The following is a 21,367-nucleotide window of genomic DNA, read 5'->3' as shown; positions in this document are numbered from 1 at the left end:
TGCAAAATATAGCGTATTCTGCATGGGTAAAGAAGAACGTTTTAAGGTTTAGAGTTTATGTTGTTAGCTTCAGCGAGTATTGGACGCAAGCTGCTGGCCTCATTCTTAGTGATGGCACTGTTGGTTCTATTGTCTGCATTGATTGGTGTTTCTGGTTTTAGCTTTGTAGCAAAAACGGAAAGAAACGTCGTTGATTCGGCGCTTCCTGCCATGATCGAAGCTCGTCAGGTTTCTGAGTTGAGTAACCGTATTATTTCGTCAGTACAAACACTTTCTAATGCGAGAAACGAGGCCGAACGAAAAGAGGCTGGCACTGTACTGTTTGACCAACTTGAGTCGCTTCTTCAACATATCAAAGATCTTGGCGTCGACAGTTTCGATTCTCAGCTCCTCAATAAACTCGAAAACAATGTTCAAAGCGTTATTAACACACTGGCTGAGCTGGGTGTGTCGGTTGAGCGTAAGCTTTGGTTAAGCAAAGAGTTGTCGTCTCGTGTCGAAGAAATGCGCCTATTGGCCGAAGAGCTAGAACAGCTGACGCGAACCCAAGTTTTGAACACGGCTACCATTGCGGTTGCTAACGTCACGCATATCTATGACCTGCTAGAAACCAAAGAAACGGATAAAGCCTACCAAGCCCTAGATGCGCTTGTTGAGGTTGACCTTGATTTGTCTGAGCGCCTTCACGAATTACATTTGCTGGCGTTCAAGATGCTTAACCAAATTGAAGAAACGCAAACCGTTACCAACGTAGAACGTATTCATCAAATCCAATCTGAATTTGAATCCAACCTAAGAATCATGGCGCGCCGCGTTAAAGCGGTCGAAGATCCTACTCGTTCAGCGCAGATGTCTCAGCTTCTAGAAGAGCTCAGAAAACGCCAAGTCGTGTTCGATATTTCATTAGAACAATATGAGAACACCAAAAAGTCAGAGTTTCTGATGCAAAATACGCTGGAGTTGTTCTCTCAGTTGAATACAACGGTTAACCAACTGGTTGATGATTCAAACCGAAGCACTAAAAAAGCGGTTGATGAGCTGACCAGCACGTTGAATTTGGCTCAATGGTCACTGTCTGTGATTTCGGTTATTGGTTTGGTTATCGTCGCATTTATCGTGTGGCGAGTGGTGTATATCTCGGTTGTTAAACGTCTTACTGAATACTCATCGGCCTTGATGTCTATTGCACAAGGTCGCCTGAATATTGATATATCGGTAAAGGGTAATGATGAGCTGGCTCATATGGGCGAGGCGATCATTACCGCCAGGAACACCGCGCAGGCGCTACAAGTGGTCGCGGTGGGTGAAGCAAAGGCAAAACGTGAGCTCGAAGAGCACAAAGAACACTTAGAAGAGTTGGTCACAGACCGAACCTATCAACTACAGAAGACCAATGAGAAGCTGAATATCGAGGTGGGGAACCACGCTAAGGCTCGCAACGCCGCAGAACAAGCAAGCCGAGCAAAATCTGCTTTCCTTGCGACAATGAGTCATGAAATACGAACGCCAATGAACGGTGTGTTAGGTACCGCCAGATTGCTCAAAGATACTGGGTTAGACCCGCTGCAATCCGGCTATGCAGACATCATTAACCGCAGTGGTAAGAATCTACTCGCGATTTTGAATGACGTGTTGGATTATTCAAAGATTGAAGCGGGGCATTTAGAAATCCGCACGGCGTCGTTTGACCTTCATCAGATGGTTCAAGACACCTATCAATTGATGGAAGGGCGCGCCGCTGAGAAGAAGCTGAATTTTGATTTCCATATTGAAAGTGACGTGCAACGCTATTGGCGTGGTGACGTAACTCGAATCAGCCAAATCTTGAATAACTTGGTCGGCAACGCGATTAAGTTTACGGAAAGTGGCTCGGTCGATATCTTTATCAGCTTAGATATCGAAGATGAAAATAGAGTGATGTTTGAAGTGTCAGATACAGGTGTCGGTATTGATGCTAGCGAACAAGCTTGTCTGTTTGATGCCTTTACTCAAACCGACAGCGGTCGCAACAAAACCGGTGGCACAGGGCTTGGATTAGCGATCAGTAAAAGCATCATGTTGGCAATGAACGGGGATATTGGCGTTCATTCTGAAGAAGGCGAGGGTAGCCAGTTCTGGTTCTCACTGCCACTTGAAGCCGGTGAGAAGATAGAAACGAAAGTACCAGTCATTGAAGCGTGTATTCGAGCGAAGGTACTTCTGATTGAAGACAACCCCGTAAACTGCATCGTTGCTGAAGGCTTTTTGCATAATCTAGGCCACGAGGTTGTGATTGCGACAACCGGACAAGAAGCGAGAGCCATATTCAGTGAGCAAGAGTTCGACATTGCGCTGGTGGACATTAACTTACCGGACTGCGATGGCGTCGAGTTAATTCAACAACTCAAAGACGATGCGCTTCAACATGAAAATGAAGAAGACGTAATTCGAAAAGTACCTCCAATGATCGCAGTATCGGCTCACGTGTTTAACGAAGAAGTGGAAAGCTATTTGTCGTCTGGCTTTGATGGCTTCTTGCCTAAGCCGTTAGAGAAAGAGGCACTTGCTCAACTCATTGTGACACAGCTTGATGGCAAGACTTTGCTACTGCCACAACCTGATCCTAACGATTCTATATGCAGTCAAAACAGCAATCCTCAACGTAATAAAGGCAACGAGTTGTACTCATCTCAGATGGCGAGCGTCGTCTCTGATCTAGCCATCAAGGCTTCGCAAACTAAAGACGAAGGAGAGACTCCTGTGAAATTGATTGATTCCAATGTCATCAAAGGTGACTTGTCCATTCTTGGCTTAGAAAAGATGAAGCAGATTGTGGGACTATTTGAAGAGAGTAGCCGCGTCACTTTAAGTGAAATGGTCGAAGCGAGTGATTCGAACAATGGACGTGAGGTAAAATCTCTCGCTCATAAACTGAAAGGTTCCGCGGGCAGTTTAGGCTTGTTGCAACTTTTCAATGCTTGCCAAGTGATAGAGGCGAGCAGCGATCCATTAGGTGAATACCGAGGCATAGATAGCGAGTTGTCGAAGTTGGTTCAAGAGTCACTTGAGGCGTTGCAAGAGCAGTTATAAAAACAAACCTTAGGTTGCGACAGAAACGTATCGTGAGCTAGAAACCAAAAGTAACAACATAAAAAGCAGCCAATTTCTTCATTTTGTATGAAAGAATTGGCTGCTTTTTAGTTATAGGACTTGGTTAAATACAATTTTCGTTGATTCACTTTAAATCATCTTGATATGCCCAGCAGCTTTGATCTTAACGTGAACCATATTGCCTTGTAGGTAGCTTAGTGGAATCTCGCTGCGTTCAATGATCGCGACATTTTCGCTACATGCGCCAGCTTCAATCGCCAGTTGCTTTGATTGCGCTTCCAAGCCCTTCAAGATCTCTTCACGTGATGCTGGGTCAATCGGTACGATCTTATCGAACTGGCCTGATATTTCACCCAGCGCAACACCAATGGCATTCGCTACTTCAAAGTGCTCAGGGCGAACCACTTGGCTCACACCTTCAAAATGATCTGGGAATAGGGCACTGCCGCCACCAACCATGATTACGGGTACGCTCGCAGCTGACGTCTTCATTTTATCGATGCCTTCTTCAACATCCGTGACCATTTGTTGATAAACCTTGCTTGCTTGTTCAGCTGAAATACCAATCTCATCACTCAGTTGATGTTCTGCTTGCCACTGCATTTGACCAGTTTTGAGTGCAATATCGGTGAGCGTAAGTTCATCACCGCCAAAGCTACGTGCCGTTTGCGTTAAGGCATGACCAACACTTTCTGGGCCTAGCTCTATACGCTGTTGTTCAAAGCGAACTTTGGTACCACCACCAATGGCTAACGCCAAAATATCAGGCATACGGAAGTTGGTTCTTACTTCGCCGATTTCTACGGCGAGGCTCGATTCTCTCGGATAACCGTGGGTCAGCACGCCAATATCAGACGTAGTGCCGCCCACATCGACCACAATCGCGTCTTTTAACTTAGTTAAGTGACTCGCTCCACGAATCGAGTTTGTTGGTCCACAAGCAACGGTGAGAATCGGGTACATCAATGCGAATTGCTGCGACATCAGTGTTCCGTCGTTCTGACCGAAATAAGGCGTCGTGTGGATTTCATGATTGATGAGTGCATTACAAAAGCCGTCTACGAATCGTTTTGCTGTACCTTGCAGAGCCGCATTGAGGATAGTGGCGTTCTCGCGTTCTAAAAGCCCTAAGCTGCCCACTTTATGGGATAACGATAGGTTCACGCCTGGAAGTTCTTGCTGAATCCACTTTGCTGCTTGAAGCTCTTGGTCGCCGTTGACGGGAGAGAACACACCGCAAATAGCAATGGAATCCACTTGGCCTTTCATTTTCTGGCAAAGCTCGCGGATCTCAGACTCTTGAATGTCGGCGATCAACTGGCCGTCGTATTCATAGCCGCCGTGCGCTTGGTAGAAGTGTTCACCAAGCAAGTTTTGCCACGCTTTGCTCCAACCACAAAGGGGCGGGACGCTATCACCACTTGGAAGCGCTAAGCGAATCATGCCGACTCTGTCTAAGCCTTTTCGTTCAACAATTGCGTTGGTGCATTGAGTGGTACCAAGCATCGCATGTTTCACCTGTTTGCCATCAATGTTTGCTTGGTTTAATAGCGCAGAAATCGCGTTATCAATGCCGGTTGAAATGTCATGTGTGGTTGCGGTTTTTACTTTGGCAATCACATTCAAGTCTGCGTCGAGCAGTACACCGTCGGTATTGGTGCCACCTACGTCAATGCCAAGGCGGCAGTAATCAAGCGTAATGTTTGTCATGCGACTACCTCTTCAATGCAGACTTTAGTTGTTCAATGGTTTGATACTCGACTGTGTAGCCAAAGTAACCCGGGCCCGCGACTTCGATACCTTTGTCAGTCCGCCATTTAGGGTCGCAGGGGTAGGCAATTAGGTCGATGCGCTGCCCGTAACGAAGTTGTTCGGTTGTGATTGGCTTACCCGTTTCATGATCCAAGATCGAAATAAGATCCGGTGTTGATGCCAGTAGGTTATCTTGGTTCATGTCGGCGCGACTTGTGCCTTTGTGGGCGAGAAGCAATTCGTTTTGGAACTGCACAAACACGTTATCGACGCCGGTATCTTCAAACTGAGCCAGCTTTTCAATTACGACACCACCTGTTGCAAAGCCACCATCGGTTTCACGTTGAATATCAACAATCTTGCCACTGATGATGGTATGGCCGCCGACAATGTCTAACACGGCCTGTGTGCCACTCTGACTGTTGTCGTTCGCCAGTCTAATCGCTTCACCAATCTTCATTGCTTGAGTCAGTGTTGCAGGCAGTGCGCTGCGTTTTAGGTTCTTACCGTTCATTGGGTAATCGCACATCGCTGCAGATCCGCCCATCTGTTCGGTAATTGGTCTCGCAAACTTTTCAGACCAAATACCGTCAATTGGGTAAAGCGTGACGACATTGCCACGTTCATCGGCCAATGTGTTCGGAGCAGAAGGGAGACCATCAAGAAAGAAGGTCACCATCTGAGCTTCTGGAAACGCACGTCCCATCGCATCACAATCGATCACGGGAATGTTCTTTTGCGCTGCAACGAGAATTGGAATCAGCGAATTAAAACCGCCTACTTCGATAGGAAACGTTGCCGCCACTTCAGTGCCGAGCGCTTTTTCCATTGCTTCGAAAGCAATCAACATTTGATCTTTCGAATTGAGTTTCTCTACTGCGACGGTTGGTGCGCCAATCATTGAAGAGGGCACAGTCATCCAATCGTCTTGCACGTCTTCTAGAGGAATCATGCGTACAGGGTGCTTTGCCGTTGCAATGGCTACTTTCGCCATCAAGGCACCGCTGTATGGGTCACCGCCGCCGCCAGTACCTAATACCGTCGCACCAAGTGCGATATCATCAATCATTTGTTCAGTAATAATCACAACTACAATTCCTTATCACTTGAAGGAGAAAGCTTCATTAGGGCGAGGTAAATCACACTAGCAGCAAGAATGCCGTCTAACGCCGAGATACTGGTGAACGAAAATAGGTTGAAAAACTCTGGCGCGGTACAAGCGCTGAAGACAGTACCAAATGCCCAAGAAGCCAAGCCTTTAAACATCCAAGCTGGAACTTGTTGGATGTTCTCAAAGCTCATTTTTGTCGAATCTAAAACATAATATTGAACGATGTAGACGCCGGCAGCAGGTGCAATGGTTACGCTGAGGAGCATTAAGAAATCAGTAAATTTGTTCACCATGCCTAGCTGAGCAATGCCAATACCGACGATGGTCATGATTACAACTAATACAGGACGAGGAATCTTCGGTAGAACCATCGACATGCATAAGCCGCCAGAAGTCAGGTTGCTACTGTTGGTGGTCCACTGTGCGAACACTAGTACGATGATAGCAGCCATACCTAAACCTAAGGTGAAGAAGACCTCAACTAGGTCGTCGGTGCCGGTCATTTTGGTCAGGATCAACGCGATAAGAATGATGGCACTGTTGCCGACGAGGAAACCGATCCCCGCTCCTAAAATCGCATCACGACGTGTTTTGGCGTAGCGAGCAATATCAGGCGCAGCAACCGCAGCAAGAATCCAGATAGACATAACAAAAGAGATGGCTTGGCCTAGTGTCAAAGGGTCTTCAATCGATGGCGCTGCGCCACCTTGATAATCAGCGGCCATAAACAAACCGATGGTAATGAGTGTCACCATCAAAGGCACTGAATAGGTACTGAGTTTGCCTAAAGCCCGAACGCCATAGATAGCCGTCATCATCATTAACACACTGCCGCCAATAAGAGCGGTGAGGTGTGAAATTATGATGTCGTATTTCGCCAGTGCATCGACCATGATGAAAGCGAAGAAATCAGCCTGGAATGCGAACCAGCCAACTAATGAGATGCCGTTGATGAAGCCGAGAATTTTACCGCCGTTACGGCCAAATACTGCGCTGCTCACTAGCGGGGTAGACACGCCAGCTTGAAAGCCAATGTTGGCACACAGCATCGCGATGATCGCCAATAAGCCTGAACCAATAAACGTGGCAAGCAGTGCGTCTTCAAAACCAATACCGCTGCTTAGAATCGAGCCGAGAAACAATCCCGAAATATCGATGCCGATAGCTAACCAAATAAGGCTGATAACCCACCAAGATCGTTTGGCCTTTTCGGGAACGGGTTCCAATTCGAAGTCATCTATCTTTTTGTGGCTGTGTGTTGCTTCGGGTTTATTCACGTAAGCTTCTGCCGCCATAGTGCCATCCATGCATTGTTATTCCATAAGTGTGAATAAAGCATACTGATGTATTTATTGTTAATAAATGAATATAATCAGATGTAAACATAACAAAAAACAAATGTGAATGGCAAAATGAATCCAAACAATAAGTTAGATAAAAGAGACTTGCGAAGATTAGAGCTTTTTTGTGAAATTGTTGAGCAAGGAGGCATCAATCAGGCGGTCGCAAGCACCGGGATAAGCCAGCCTGTGCTCAGTAATCAGCTTATTGCCTTGGAAAAAAGCTTAGAATTAACATTATGCCAACGTGGAAGAAGGGGTTTTAAGCTGACTCATGAAGGTGAGCAAGTGTATAAATATGCGAACCAATTGAAATCGACCTTAACCGACTTCGCTTACAAGTTACGAGGTGTACAGACTGAACTCTCTGGGCACGTGCGAATTGGATGCTTGGATAACACCGTCACTTTGCCCTATAACCCACTTCCTAAAGCGATCGAGACGTTTTACCAACGCAGTAACAGTGTTGAGGTGAGTGTTGATGTCGGCGATTTCACCCAGTTGAATGAGAAGTTAGCAAAGAACCAGATTGATATGATGATAGTGGTTCTAGGGTCACATCAAAAATCAGCGTTTCAACATAAATACCCACTGTTTGAAGAGCACAGTTATCTGTATGCGCGTAAGGATCTGGCTGAGAAGATCATGGACAAAGATTTCTCCTTGGATGGTTGTCGTATCAACATGGGCGGCTATGCCAAAGACGAAATGTTCCGATTACTGAATATTGAGCAGTACGATTCCGTAAAGCCTTTTGATGGCTGGCATGTCGAGTCGGGTGTGATTTTAACCTTGGCGGGCACACACCTGAGTTTTTTACCGTCTCACTTAATTGACCGTGGCCATTATGACCAAGCTTTGATTCCGCTCCAGCCCGAGAAGTGGAGCCTTAAGAGTCAGTTTTATGTGGTGTTGAAGCAACCTGTGGATTCCCTTTCTCCTGCCGCGCGTGCGTTTTTTGATGAGCTAAACCAACCGGAAACATCGGATTCAATATAGAGAGCTTTTCGCTTCTCAAGAGCACTTCTCGCTTCTCAATAGCACCTAAGATACTTTTCCCCATATACAAAAAATCCTCTGCCAAGACAGAGGATTTTTGCTTTTATGCTTTATGAGTGAAAACTAACGGTTCTCGAAGCGGTTGTAATCCAATAAGCCAAACTCAATTGGTTGGTCTTGTTGATACCAACGATGAACGCGATCACTGAATGGCCAGAATTCGCTAGAACTGCGTCGTACTGCAAACTTGTCTAGCAGCGCCACGTAGTCCTCTTCTGTGTTTAAGTTTTGCAGCGTTTTCACTAGCGCAGGAATCTCGCTCTCGGTTAATGATAGGTAAGCCGCAGGGTAGCTACCGACAACACCTCTTACGAGGGTTAGGTCATCATTGGCGTAATCACGGTTACCTTCTTCATTAAACAAGCTAGAAATATTGCTGTGCGCGTTATTGTGAATCATGGTGAACAGTTGCTCTTCGCCGTTTTCGCCTTCAATCATGATCATCACTAATTGAGGTACATGACGCAGGCCTTCGCCCTTGATCAAATTCACTTGGTTAAGCAGTGCTTCATTCTTTCTACCAAAACCTGTTTCAACAATCTCAAAGCGATTATCGAGAACAGGTGCGAGCTTATCTTTGATCATATTAAGCAGTTCACGCTTCGGATTGGCCGTTTTGTAAACCACGCTGGTCGGCTGATCAAAAGGTGCTATGTTTCGCTGCAAGTAGTCACTCAGTTGTGCGCTTTGGTTCTGGTACCAGCTAGAGTGTTCAATGTGGCGGACGTCTTTAGGAAGAAGGGTTAAGAAGTTACTCTCACCTTCAAGACGCAAGAAGTCCATGAACATGCGTGTAATCAGCTGGTGGCCAAAGTTACCGTAAACATCGAAGCCTGCAACGAGAAGATAATGAATACGCTCTAGAAGAGCATAATCAAGAATCCACGCAGTCTTAGGTTGAGTGCCAACTAACCCTTGTACAACAGAGGCGCTATCGAAGTGCCTAAAGACGGTGAGAGCAGCATTCGGGTTAATGCCATCTCCATCCCAAATGATGCCAGTGTCTAGGTTTACGCCACTCTCGAACCATTGGTTGGTGAAGTCTGATTTCGCGTTTAGGTATCGCGCTTGTTGCTTCGCGTATCTTACCCAGTTGGTCACAGGTACGGTGTTACTTTTCAGCTCGCTAGGTAGCTTTAAGTTTTTCTTTTGGCTCGCATAGAACGCGTTAATTTCCGGAACATCGGCTTTCTCTGGGTCGATGAAGAAAACCCAAAAACGATCGTTAATTACGTTCAAGGCAAGTTGACCACGACACACAGGTCCTTTGATATAGGCCATGATGGTGTTTTGCGCGTTATCTAACATGAAGTTGAAGCGCGAGTTTACTGGCAGTGCTTCAAACGAAGTCATTGGGTTAGCTGAAACATCGATGTCGTAACTAGGAAGCTGTTTGACTGCGTAATTGACGTCGACAAACCAGGTATTCCACTTTTGTAGACGCTCTTTATTAAGTGCGAAAGGCATGTGCGTTTTGTCGACGATGGTGCCTTGTTCTGGAATCAGACGGTAGTAAACACGGTCTACTTTTGGATCGTCATAAGGGCGACGAGTCGTGATGCGTTGTACCGCCTCACCTGGTGGTGTTGCAGAGCGAACAACAGTAAAGAAACGTGTTGGTTGAGCTAAATCAGAAAAATAGACGTGAGATAAAAACAGGTGCTCGTAGATGTAACGTGCTGAAAGTTGGCTCTTATTGTCGCTCTTGTTTAAAAAGCTTTCGTAGACATTAACGAGCTCTTGCTCTGCATCATTCAGCGGAATATGGTCGTTCATTAACGCGCCATTTTCTAACCAACTCATTAAAGTCGCGTATTCTGTTTTGTCTAAGTTCGGCATCCCATAAGGCATCCCCCAAGTTGGGTAATCTCTCTCGTATTGAGCGTACTCTTCAATCGTTGGGCACTGTTGGTCGCGATCGATTGAAAAGTCGAAACCCTCAAGCTGGGTTTGATCGGGGAGAGGGTGATTCTCTTTCTGGATCAACATGCGAGAAACAAGACCAGCATCGAGGTTGGCCGTTGAGTTCTGCATGCGCTCATTGAGAACAGGATGAAAATCCGCATCGCGCCACTCTTGCGTGGTTAACGCATCTTCAAACAAGCGAGTAGGGGCTGATGCCGTTAAGCGGGTGCCTTGATAAACGAGTGCCTTGCTCGCGCCTCGGTCTATACCTTCCACAGAAGACATTTTGAGTTGGCAAGGGGCATCATAACAAGCGTGACAAACCACACATCGGTTATCAATGATGGGCTTTACTTCGTCAATGAAGTGCTGCGCTTGAGCTGAAAGAATAGGTGCTTGGCGATCGCGTACTTGTTGTTCACCAAACAGTTCGTCGAAGTTTAAACCCGCGTAGACGGCACAACCTGAGAAGACGCTAACAAAAGCTAAAATGAAGAGTTTTTTCAAATTCATACGTATTTAAATATTAGGCATTTTCTATAATTATATCGAAAATGATTGAAAATGCTCATGTTCTAACAATTTAGTAGACAAGATCTTGATGGGACGAGTAACTTGTCGATGCGCGTCACTCGCTTGTGATTAGAAATTGGAGTTTCAAGATAGCTAGATTTAAGCCCTAAGAGTTAAAAGCTAAAAGCTAAAAGCCAACAGTTAAGAGCTAAGACTCACTGATTGACGTAACAAACAGAGAAGGGGACAGACAATCGCTCAAACTCTTTGATCCAGCGCCATTGGTTGTCTTGCAGTTTATCGCCAGGGCCTTTGACTTCAATCCAATGAAATTCATCGCCCTTGAATGCAATCAAATCCGGCATCCCAGTTCTAAATAGCTTTAAATCACTCAATATCACTTTGAAGAGATCGATAACTAAAGCATTTGGAATCGAGGCCAAGCTGTGTTCGATGAGTGCCTTAGGAAAATAATTCCAATGAACAAAGGGGTTCGCGATACCTTGCTTTTCATCGTAAGTATCAAGAAAATGGTTCAGCCCATGTTTGGATATCGTCTGAAACACGGCTTCAACCTGTTCGGCTCGCTTGTCTACGAAATCTGAATGGTACAGATCCAATGGTCGATGTTGGTATCGATTGATAAAGGCGCCTTCAACGTCTGCGAAAATGACATCCCAGAAAGCCAAACCAAACATGCCACACAGAAAACTGTTTTCAGAAAAGTAGACGTCCCAACCTTGGTTCTCAAAATGCTGCTTTACCGCAAGCTCGACTCGCGTTTGGCTGAGGTCTAATTCCAGTTTTATCTCTTTGCAACTCGGTTTTAAGGTTCGTGAAACTTTGTGCCCCTGTTTCCGTAGCAGCCTATCTTCAAGCTTAATCGCGACTTCCAACTCTGACACATCCGATGGAGCAGCTTTCATTTGCGTGACAATGTCACACATTAAGTCTAGCTCACCTTGTTTGTCGTAGATGCGCGCAAGTCGTTCTCTGCTCGGAGGAAGTGTAGATTGCTTGAACCAAAAGATAGCTTGGTCGTTTAGGTTAAGCCTTTCTAGATCGCGAGCAATATCATTGATCAAACGCGATCGTTTTCTGGCAATGCTTCTGTGTTCTGATTCTTCAGGAATCGAGTTTAAAAGCAGTTCCAGAAACTCGTCATCTTTGCGGTCACCTTCTGAATACAAGCGTTGAATATCGCGCATCTGGAGCAATTGATTGAGTTGATCTCTAGAAGTGAAGAAACGGCGTTGTTTGCTTAGTGGGTAGTTCTCAAAGGTGTTGAGCCCAAGGTCGCTTAACACGAACTGGCTTAAGTCTTGATAGGTGTTGGCAAAGAACAGCAACAGTAATACATCAATCACTTGAGATTCGATGACGTAAATACAGTCGAAGGTTAGGCTTTGAAATTGATCAAAAGGTTGTTGTTCAAGCCGTAACAACAGATCATCTTTCTTGGCAGTTCTATGGCTCTTAAGGGCGGGGAATACATTCAACAGCTCTGGTTTGGTGAGTAAGTGCAACCCGAGATCGACCTCATTAATGGCCAGGTCATGCTGTTCTTCGGGGTGACTCAACGCAATGAAGCCTGCGGTGCTTAGCTCTTGTAGTGAGCTATTTAAATCAGGAATCTCAACATAGTTGAGTTTATCGCTGCGAAACCAACGCCCTTTACGAGAAAGCAAACGAACCATTAAGCATTGGCTTGAAACTGAAAGACGTTTGTATGCGGACAACCAACGACATTCATCGTCACTCAGAAGATCGGGGTAGAGCGTTTGAGCGTGTTCAACCAGTCGATTGAAGTTGTCGAGATAATAAGTAGGGGAGAGCTGAAGAGTGGTTTCGGTCGTCAATGGAGAAGTCGCTTGATACAAAAAGAGCCTAACCCTAAGGTTAAGCTCTTCAGTAACAAATTCAATCTTTTCTGTTGATTAAGCTTGTGATGCTTTTAGTTCAGCAACTTTAGCTTCAGAGATTGGCTTAGTGATGATTGCTAGAACAATACACACTGCCATCATAACTGCAGAGATTGTGTAAGCTAGGCCGTAACCTTCGCCGTTTGACATTGAGAAGCCAACAACTGCTGCACCGATAGCGCCGCCGATACCCCATGCCGTGTAAAGTACGCCGTAGTTAGTACCGTAGTTTTTCAGACCGTAGAACTCAGCAGTTAGTGTTGGGAATACTGCTAGAAGCGTACCGTAACCAACAGCTGCGATAGCTGTACCAATGATTAGCGTGAATTCAGAGTTGAACGTAGCGAATAGAGCCATGTTCGCGCCTTGAAGGATGAACGCTAGAAGTAGAGTACGTACGCCACCGATTTTATCTGCAAGCATACCCGCAGCAACACGGCCACCTGAGTTGAATACTGCAAGGATAGACGCTAGGTAAACTGCGTTTGGCAGGTTAGCTTGAACGCTAGCAATCGTAGTGATGTTACCGATGATCATTAGGCCAACAGATGCAGCGAACGCGTACATGATCCATAGAGAGTAGAACTGAGGAGTTTTCAGCATTACTTTCCAAGTTAGGTCTTCAGTCTTCTTAACCGCTTTAGGAGCTTGGCCTGCTTTTACTTTAGGTTCAGCTGGCGTGTAATCCGCTGGTGGGTTGTTGATTGTTGCTGCTAGAGGTACTGCGATTGCAAGTACACCAACACCAAGAATCATAAAGCTAGTTTGGATACCCATGCTGTCGATTAGCGCAGAAGTTACTGGTGCTAGGTAGATAGCTGCAAGACCGAAGCCTGCTGCGATAAGACCGTTAACCATACCTTTCTTAGAAGAATGGAACCATTTCATTGCTGATGGAGAAAGACATGCGTAACCGAAGCCGATACCTGCACCAGTCATAACTCCGAACGTGATGTTCAGCATCATAGGTGTTGTAGCGAAACCAGAAGCAATCATGCCTAGGCCTGTAAGCGCTGTACCTAGGATAAGGATCTTACGTGGACCCATACGGTCTTGTAGGATGCCCGCAACAAGAAGACAAACAGAGAATGTGATAGTTGCAATAGCGTAAGGAGAAGATGCTTCAGCAGCACTCCAACCAGCTTCAGTTACTAGCGCTTTGTTAAATACACTCCAAGCATACAGGATGCCAAGACAAAGGTTGATACAGAAGCCTGCTAGCAGGATACGTGTTGCTTTATCAATCTTGCTCATTTTTATTCTCAGTTTTGTCATCGGTTAGTGGAGAGCCACTTAACTAAAGACGGGTTATTGTGATTGTTTCTTCAAAATTAGTTTGCGTTTATCAACAGATAGCGCAAAAGAGCGCGGATTATAACCAATAAAAATGTGATTGGAATCTCTTTTTCCATTTTTGGTAAATTAAATTCAGTTTGTTAATGGGTTGTTTTTCATTGGTTTTCAAAATGTTTTTAACACCTTTCTATTTTGTTCTTTTTCGCTCTGTCCCCCAATTATTCCTGGGATTTCGAGGTGATAACTTTTTAGTAGACTCGTATTCCGTGCGGATATCACAGAGTTGCAAATAATTTTAATTAATTTCCAAGGTTAAATTTGTGTAACAAAATAAATCGAAGTAGTGCTTTTTTCATATGAGACAAGGAGTAACGGCGTTCTATTAGAAACGGGATGTTAACCAGTTGTTAATGGTGGTTTTTGCGGGTGCTTTTGCTTACATTTTGTTCGATCTGAGGGGTTGTGTTGTTGGGAAAAAGTGGGAAAATAGTACGTAAACTGAGATTCCAAAAATGAAAGGATGCGTTTCTAGTCTATTACGAGGCGAGTATTATGAAACTATTTTTAATTCTATTGATGTCGATTACTGGTGGCGTAGCAGCTGCTGATCATATTCATTCTTTCTTGTTCGGCTTCTACATCGCGGCATTGGCTGTAGGCAGTTGTTACTGGCTTGCATTCCGCAGCACGCGTTTCCCACAGTTGGCATTAGTGCTATTGATGTGTGGCTTCTTTGCGAAGATTGCAGTGACGGTTATCGGTGTTTCTTGGGGTATCTCGAACGATATCATTCAATCGCCGTTCATTTTCTCATTGTCATACCTGTTCTTCTTAGTGGTTGTGTCTTATGTTTGGTTTGCATACCGCGATAAACTGACGATGAAAAAGCGCGCTAAACAGGTAGAAGAGTCTCGCAAACAAGCGGCAGCATAATTCGATTTGATTCTTAAAAAGCCTTCTTCGGAAGGCTTTTTTGATCCAGAGATAGTCTATATGGCTGCAGATAAAAGAAACCCCAGTATGGTGACATACTGGGGTTTCTTGTTATTCATCTATTATCTAGCAGTTACCACCTACCAAAGACAGTTCTGAAGGCGTGTTACTTCTTCATCATCTTAGCGAGATCGGCGAACGGGTTGTGTGTCGCTGACTGATGATCATCTAAACTCGCTTTTGCATCCACACCATAACGCTCATGGTCAGTGTATTTTGAATGCTCATGATCGTGACAGTATAGGCACAGTAGCTCCCAGTTACTGCCATCTTCAGGGTTGTTTGTATGGTCGTGGTCCACGTGGTGAACGGTAAGCTCTCGGAGGTTTGAGTAAACAAATTCACGCGCACATTTACCACAAACCCAAGGGTACAGTTTTAGTGCTTTTTCGCGGTAGCCTTTCTCTTGGCGAGCATACGCTGCACTCGAACCTGTGAAATCAGAAGACATTGCCAAATCCTTATCAATTGTAATATCCCGATTTTATCACAGCTTTCTTGAAGCTGTTGGTATGTCGTTCGTAAAATCATTGCTAAATGATGCGGTGGATTTATCGATATTAGATTGAAGTTTGAATACAGACTTACCTTTTACACACTAACGTTTAAGCGGGTTATGTCTTTCTGGAATAAGCCATGCTTAACAGTTTGAAAATAAATCGTATTCAGGGGTTTTAACCACAGGCATGTGACCTAATATCAGTTTGTGAGACCCTATATTAATAAGGAAATATCATGTCAGAACAATACACTCCGCCAAAAGTTTGGGTTAACGATACTGCTGGTGGTAACAAGTGGGCAAACATCAATAGTCCTGAATCTGGAGCTCGCTTTGATAAAGAGCTTCCTGTTGGTGACCATGCTTTTCAATTGTATTCTCTTGGCACACCTAACGGTCAAAAAGTCACTATCTTGCTGGAAGAGTTGTTAGCGGCGGGTGTTAAAGAAGCTGAATATGATGCGTACTTGATCAACATCGGTGAGGCTGATCAGTTCTCTTCTGGCTTTGTTGGCGTGAATCCAAATTCTAAAATACCAGCACTTGTCGACAAGTCTGGTGATGAAGACGTTAATGTTTTCGAATCGGCATCTATCTTGATGCATCTAGCAGAAAAATTTGGTCACTTCTTACCAAAAGAAGGGGCAGCAAGAACACAAACCATTAACTGGTTGTTCTGGGCACAAGGTTCTGCGCCATTCCTAGGTGGTGGTTTTGGTCACTTCTACGCTTACGCGGATGAAAAGCAAGAGTACCCAATTAACCGCTTTGCGATGGAAGCTAAGCGTCAGCTAGACGTGTTAGACAAACAGTTAGCAAATAACGAATTTGTGGCGGGTGACGAGCTAAGCATCGCTGATATCGCGATTTGGCCTTGGTATGGCAACCTTGTGCTAGGCAAAATTTACGATGCAGCCGAGTTCCTACAAGTTGAGTCTTACACCAACGTTGTGCGCTGGGCGAAGCAGCTAGAAGCGCGTGAAGGTTTCCAACGCGGCCGAGTGGTTAACCGTTCATTTGGCGAAGAGTGGGAGCAAGTACCAGAGCGCCACTCTGCAGAAGACATTGACCGAGTTTTAAAGCTTAAGCCTTAGCCTTGATTTGAACAACATTGATGATTTTTTCGAAACGCCATATCTCGATAGAGGTATGGCGTTTTTCTTTAGCTAGTATAAGAAAATAACGAAAATTGTGTCTTTAGCTCTACTTTAATTTAAGCAATTTATTCAATCGCTTATGAGTAATTGCCTTTGTGGTTAAGACAAAAAACAATAGTCATCGAGACGGAGTAAATCTATAAGATAACGGTCCATTTAAAATTACGACTAACTTCGCTCAATGAAAAAAAACTTAATTGCGTTGGCTATCATATCCGCGGCTCTTTCCGGGTGTAATCACGACTCACTAAGCTATAGTGATGGCCCTGATACGGTTCCTCCAACAGACATTATTCCACCAACGGATATTCTTCCGCCGACAGATATTGTTCCACCAACGGATATCCTTCCGCCGACTGACATTATTCCACCAACAGATATTATTCCCCCAACAACTTACATCGGTTCACTGTTGTCGAGCGGGGCGTTTGTTTCTGGAGATGTGTACTGTGACGGCATTCATCTTGAAAACGGAACGTTCAGTGTAAAGCAAGGCGTGAGTTTTAGTTGTACCTTGGGTCACCTTACTTTAGGTGATTTCACGGCTCCTTTCCCCGAAGTCACAGAAAGCACGATTTCAAATGATGCGCTTCATGCGGCATTTGAGTTGACAGAATTACATGGAGACAACGTTACCAAGGTACTCGAATCAATTGATGTTTGTGAGACTGAAAGTGCTATCTGTTTAAAAGAGCTGGATGCTTTTGATATTGAGGATGTATTCTCGCAACTTGATGATCAAGATGCTGTCGATGCGTACTTTTCATCGAAAGAAGAGGAGTCTACAGATGAAGTAGGTAAGGCTCCTAGTTCACACGTAGACACAACTGTTGTTCCTGCGGTTGACCCTAATGCGGACAATAACCTTAACGCTGGTTTTGTTTCTGCAGACGCAGAGTCTACCTATGCTTATAAGCCAAGTGTTGAAGGCAAGGTGTTAACTCGCAGTAAGCTTACAGATGCTAATGGCACGCCGATTTCTGGGATCAGTTTCTTTTCGGCTAACGCGACGGGCGTGACGGATGAAGAGGGAACCTTTGAGTACCTGTGGGGCGACAGAATCGTTTTTGGTATTGATACGTTTGAGTTTGGCTCCATTACGGGTAATCAGATTGCTTATAAATTGTCTGATGTGACCAATAATGTGGTTGAGAAAGCGAATATCCAGTCATTACTAGAGCGCTACGCGGTTGATCATGTAAGTTATTATGAGATATCTGAAGAAGTCCAAGATACCTTTTCAAAGTACCCTAACGTTATAAATGAACTGATCAACCTAAACCTACCAAATGGGGGGCTGATAGAGGGTACAGACTTCGAACTTCCTAATGAGTTTGTGGGTCAGTTTAGCCAAGGGTTAACGGCAGTCATTGATGAGCAGCTGCGCCAAACGCCTCAGTTTATGGATTATGTTCGTCAACCTGCCGTTTTATCTATGGATTCTGGTCAGTATGTTACAGAGTCTCTGCAGCAAATCTTCCACAACGTCACCACATTCCATGTCTTCAATGACAATGGTAGCTTTTACGGTGCGACTGGGTATACCCGTGGTATGCGAGCTCTAAACATATCGAATAGAGCATTCCCTGTGATGATGCCAAGAACTGATAAAAACCGTGAGCTTTATTTTGGTGAGCAACAGGCTTGGACTCGTGAAGGCAAGACTTACATCGCACAACACCCAAGCATTTCGATGCCTCCGATTCCTTTAGTCTCTGAAGACAACGCGACTTATGGTTTTCCATTCATTACTGCAGGCGAGATAGGCAAAGGTAAGGTCGTGTTCATGGGCAATGGCTTATATCCAAGTATTCTGTCATGCCCAGAGAATTATTGGGCTAATCGCACATTACATATCGACAACAACAAACAACAGTGCACTGTTTCGACGTTCGAAAACCTACTGCATGATGACCAAGGCAGCATGAGGTTGTTTTTCTCGAACTTGTTTGAGTGGTTCAATAATGGTCTGCCTATTGCTGGGATGAGTGCAGTCACCAATATTGACCAAGCTTATTCGGCTTATCACCACTCCACAATGGGTAAGCAGTACACGTTTTTTGTTAGTCCTCAGTATGGTTTTGCATCAGTAGAAAAGCGTGGTTCAGGTGACTTTGATGGTTTGAATGCGAGCACTACGCCGATTTTGATCCTTCAGGCATACCCACCTAAGTTGGTTCAAGATGGCATGACTAACCAGTTTGTCGCTGACTTGGATAACCCGAATTTAAGCCAAGACGATATTACGGCTCTTATTAACTATGTTAATGACGGTGGCAATATCTTGTTTATGGATGCGATTCAAACGACTAACCCTGAACCTATAGGGCGCTTGGCGGATGCCGCAGGTGTATCTCTTGGCGGTGAAAACGTTACGCCGACAAACCAAGCTTTCTGCAGTAGCTCTTATTACTGCCAAGCACCGTATCCAAATCTTCACGTGAAGAGCCAAAAGGAAATGGTAGTTCTTGAGCGTTTTCAAGATAACCAAGGGGAGCCTCCATTCACGGTAAATCAAGATGGTACGGTTGAGTGGATCAAAGATGAGTCCAAGATTAAGTTTGAGATCCCGACTTATGAGGTTACTAAATTAGACGCTGAAGGGAAGCCAGTGCTTGATGCGTCTGGTGTAACCGTAATGGAGACAAAATCCGCACGTATCTTTGTTGAATCGGCAGAAGAGCGTGAAGCGGCGATCAAAGAACTGCAATCTGCATTTGATGGAACTGATCTTTGTACAAACGATTATGAATACGAATTTAACTGTATTGAGACTCGTTCTGGAGACGGAATTACTGTTCGTGGTGCTTATCATAGAGCCGATTTCGACCGCTATGAAGTAAGCAAAACCGTTGTCGACAGTATGGTGAAAGCAGCGAACTTGGGCACTAACTTTACGGCGCTTTATGAGCATGAAATTTACTATCGCACGAAAGGTAATCAAGGTAAGCGTCTGTCTAACAGCGAATTGAATCAAGCGTTTGATAACCTGTCTGTTTGGATGTGGAACGACAACGCATATCGTTTTGAAACAGACATGCAAGATGAGTTGGGGTTCAAGCAAGCTGTTCAGTTCCTTAACTGTTATACCGAAGACTTACATCAAACAGACACAATGGATGCACAGTGTCCTGTTGACCTAAAAGCGTCGTTAGTCGCTAATGGAATGATTCATGGTGAAGGTGAGTTATCGGGACAGTTGAATCCTAGTTACCCGTTGAACTATATGGAAAAGCCACTGACTCGTATCATGTTGGGGCGCTCATTCTGGGATCATGAAATCGTTGTCGATACCACAATGTATCCGGGTCGAACTTCGGGGGCATCTTCGTCAAGTACGGTAATGGTTCAGACCAACGGTAAAGCGGTGACGTATTCGGCAGGAAACAATCAATCGACAGGTCTGTGGGCTCCTCAATTACAAGAAGTAACCATTGAAGACGGAGTGGCAGCTACGATTACCGTGATGATGGCGGATGATCTTACAGGTAAGCCGAATCACGAAACGAGCTTGAAACGTCCTCCACGTATGCAAACTAGCTACGATTACAATGGTTCGAGCTTAAATTTCAAAGCCCCTTATGGCGGCCTGATTTATATTCAACCGAAAGAAAAAGAGGCTGGTGAAGTCTCATTCACTATTGATGGCGCCTTAAAAGCGGCTTGGTGGAAAGAGGGAGAGTGGATTAACCCAGTTCAATCGGCAGAGGCGCCTATTGCGGAAATCGATACAGGTTCATTTATTTATACGACCCCAATCAGGAATCTAGAATCCACTGATTTGAAACAATTCGCAACAGATATGAATCGATTCGCTGAAGCTGCAAGTGACTTCTACGGACGTGATGAGAGACAAAATGATGGTTTACACCGTAGGTTCACTTATCCAGAACTGAAGGCGTTCCGCCATCGTTTTGTAAATGATGTACAGATATCGATCGGTGTTGCTCACTCTGGCTACCCAGTTATGAATTCGAGTTTCAATGCAAACCGCACCTACATTCCAACTAACCCTGTGAATGATTGGCTCTTGTGGCATGAAGTTGGTCATAACTTAGCATCAGCACCTTTCTCAGCAGCGGGTAGTACTGAGGTAACGAACAACCTGCTTGCACTTTATATGCAGGAGCTAGAGGGGCGTAACGAAAATCCAGAAATGGATCGTATTAAATCGGATATTAAGAAAGCACCTAAATGGTTGGGGCTTAATAATGAACATGCGTGGTCACATGGTGATGCAGGTTTGCGTCTAGTTATGTTTGGGCAACTGAAAATCTGGGCAAAATCGAACTTTGCAATTGATGATTGGTATACACGCGGCGCAAGCCAATCTGATGTGTATGGTGAAGATGAAGGCTGGAATATGTTCAAACTTATGCACCGTAAAGCTCGAGGTGATACAGAGGGTGATGCGGTTGAAAACTATTGTAGTGCCAAAGATACTGGGCTAACCGGTGGCGACTTAATGATGGTTTGTAGCTCCTACGTTTCAAACTATGACTTGAGTGATTTCTTTGTTGCTTGGAACGTGGGCGAAACTTCAATGACTAATGCTGATGGCACGAAGTCTTATAGTGGCGGAATTAGCTCTAAAGGTCTTAGTGCGGTTGAACAATTAAAACTAGAGAAACCAAAGAACAGTCCTTTGAATGTTGATTCAATTTACTAACGCTAATTATTGCTAAAGCATTTTATAGCTTAAAAACAAACGCCACACTTAAACTACGTGT

12 protein-coding genes are annotated in these 21,367 nt (G+C 44.7%); 5 read left to right on the top strand and 7 right to left on the bottom strand.

What is annotated here, in order from left to right:
* Nucleotides 1–57: 57 nt before the first annotated feature.
* Nucleotides 58–3,069, top strand: a complete 3,012-nt coding sequence (gene torS / locus MSG36_RS07645; RefSeq protein WP_248367080.1) for a TMAO reductase system sensor histidine kinase/response regulator TorS — start codon at nt 58–60, stop codon at nt 3,067–3,069.
* Between the two features lie 150 nt (nt 3,070–3,219).
* On the opposite strand, the gene MSG36_RS07640 is transcribed toward torS, so the two are convergent.
* Genes MSG36_RS07640 through MSG36_RS07630 form a run of 3 tightly spaced genes read right to left on the bottom strand, consistent with a single transcriptional unit; the run spans nt 3,220 to nt 7,260 of the window.
* On the bottom strand, nt 3,220–4,800 hold the full coding sequence (locus MSG36_RS07640; RefSeq protein WP_248367077.1) for a hydantoinase/oxoprolinase family protein: 1,581 nt from the start codon (nt 4,798–4,800) through the stop codon (nt 3,220–3,222).
* Nucleotides 4,801–4,804: 4 nt separating this feature from the next.
* Complete coding sequence (locus MSG36_RS07635) at nt 4,805–5,929, bottom strand: DUF917 domain-containing protein (RefSeq protein WP_248367075.1); 1,125 nt, start codon at nt 5,927–5,929, stop codon at nt 4,805–4,807.
* Between the two features lie 2 nt (nt 5,930–5,931).
* Complete coding sequence (locus MSG36_RS07630) at nt 5,932–7,260, bottom strand: cytosine permease (protein WP_248367072.1); 1,329 nt, start codon at nt 7,258–7,260, stop codon at nt 5,932–5,934.
* A gap of 93 nt (nt 7,261–7,353) precedes the next feature.
* On the opposite strand from MSG36_RS07630, the gene MSG36_RS07625 reads away from it, so the two are divergent.
* A complete protein-coding gene (locus tag MSG36_RS07625) occupies nt 7,354–8,292 on the top strand; it encodes a LysR family transcriptional regulator (protein ID WP_248367069.1) in 939 nt (312 codons plus the stop codon).
* 123 nt (nt 8,293–8,415) lie between these two features.
* Here MSG36_RS07625 and MSG36_RS07620 read toward each other — a convergent pair whose 3' ends face one another.
* The 3 genes from MSG36_RS07620 to MSG36_RS07610 all read right to left on the bottom strand — a co-directional run bounded on the left by MSG36_RS07620 (nt 8,416) and on the right by MSG36_RS07610 (nt 13,946).
* A complete protein-coding gene (locus tag MSG36_RS07620; RefSeq protein ID WP_248367066.1) occupies nt 8,416–10,770 on the bottom strand; it encodes a fatty acid cis/trans isomerase in 2,355 nt (784 codons plus the stop codon).
* Between the two features lie 215 nt (nt 10,771–10,985).
* On the bottom strand, nt 10,986–12,650 hold the full coding sequence (locus tag MSG36_RS07615) for a VRR-NUC domain-containing protein (protein WP_248367064.1): 1,665 nt from the start codon (nt 12,648–12,650) through the stop codon (nt 10,986–10,988).
* Nucleotides 12,651–12,707: 57 nt separating this feature from the next.
* A complete protein-coding gene (locus tag MSG36_RS07610) occupies nt 12,708–13,946 on the bottom strand; it encodes an OFA family MFS transporter (RefSeq protein WP_048608721.1) in 1,239 nt (412 codons plus the stop codon).
* Nucleotides 13,947–14,540: 594 nt separating this feature from the next.
* On the opposite strand from MSG36_RS07610, the gene MSG36_RS07605 reads away from it, so the two are divergent.
* On the top strand, nt 14,541–14,921 hold the full coding sequence (locus MSG36_RS07605) for a hypothetical protein (protein ID WP_048660371.1): 381 nt from the start codon (nt 14,541–14,543) through the stop codon (nt 14,919–14,921).
* A 166-nt stretch (nt 14,922–15,087) separates the two neighbouring features.
* On the opposite strand, the gene MSG36_RS07600 is transcribed toward MSG36_RS07605, so the two are convergent.
* Entirely contained in the window at nt 15,088–15,432 is a 345-nt protein-coding gene (locus tag MSG36_RS07600; RefSeq protein ID WP_017060876.1) for a YajD family HNH nuclease, read from the bottom strand.
* A 284-nt stretch (nt 15,433–15,716) separates the two neighbouring features.
* Here MSG36_RS07600 and yghU point away from each other — a divergent pair, with 284 nt between their 5' ends.
* Together yghU and MSG36_RS07590 are read left to right on the top strand one after the other, a co-directional pair.
* Nucleotides 15,717–16,574 carry a glutathione-dependent disulfide-bond oxidoreductase gene (gene yghU, locus MSG36_RS07595; protein WP_050633091.1) on the top strand — a complete coding sequence of 286 codons (858 nt, stop codon included), beginning with the start codon at nt 15,717–15,719 and terminating at the stop codon, nt 16,572–16,574.
* 244 nt (nt 16,575–16,818) lie between these two features.
* A complete protein-coding gene (locus MSG36_RS07590) occupies nt 16,819–21,306 on the top strand; it encodes an SslE/AcfD family lipoprotein zinc metalloprotease (RefSeq protein ID WP_248367062.1) in 4,488 nt (1,495 codons plus the stop codon).
* The last annotated feature ends 61 nt before the right edge of the window (nt 21,307–21,367 follow it).

It is taken from the genome of Vibrio sp. 1CM8B, from assembly GCF_023161685.1.
Lineage (GTDB): Bacteria > Pseudomonadota > Gammaproteobacteria > Enterobacterales > Vibrionaceae > Vibrio > Vibrio coralliirubri.
The sequence above is the reverse complement of the archived record's forward strand: the minus strand, read 5'-3'. Positions and strand labels throughout refer to the sequence as shown.

Coding starts and splice junctions, on each gene's coding strand:
- MSG36_RS07600 (WP_017060876.1), bottom strand. CDS start 15,432: ATGTCTTCTGATTTCACAGGTTCGAGTGCAGCGTATGCTCGCCAAGAG.
- torS (WP_248367080.1), top strand. CDS start 58: ATGTTGTTAGCTTCAGCGAGTATTGGACGCAAGCTGCTGGCCTCATTC.
- MSG36_RS07630 (WP_248367072.1), bottom strand. CDS start 7,260: ATGGATGGCACTATGGCGGCAGAAGCTTACGTGAATAAACCCGAAGCA.
- MSG36_RS07620 (WP_248367066.1), bottom strand. CDS start 10,770: ATGAATTTGAAAAAACTCTTCATTTTAGCTTTTGTTAGCGTCTTCTCA.
- yghU (WP_050633091.1), top strand. CDS start 15,717: ATGTCAGAACAATACACTCCGCCAAAAGTTTGGGTTAACGATACTGCT.
- MSG36_RS07590 (WP_248367062.1), top strand. CDS start 16,819: ATGAAAAAAAACTTAATTGCGTTGGCTATCATATCCGCGGCTCTTTCC.
- MSG36_RS07610 (WP_048608721.1), bottom strand. CDS start 13,946: ATGAGCAAGATTGATAAAGCAACACGTATCCTGCTAGCAGGCTTCTGT.
- MSG36_RS07605 (WP_048660371.1), top strand. CDS start 14,541: ATGAAACTATTTTTAATTCTATTGATGTCGATTACTGGTGGCGTAGCA.
- MSG36_RS07640 (WP_248367077.1), bottom strand. CDS start 4,800: ATGACAAACATTACGCTTGATTACTGCCGCCTTGGCATTGACGTAGGT.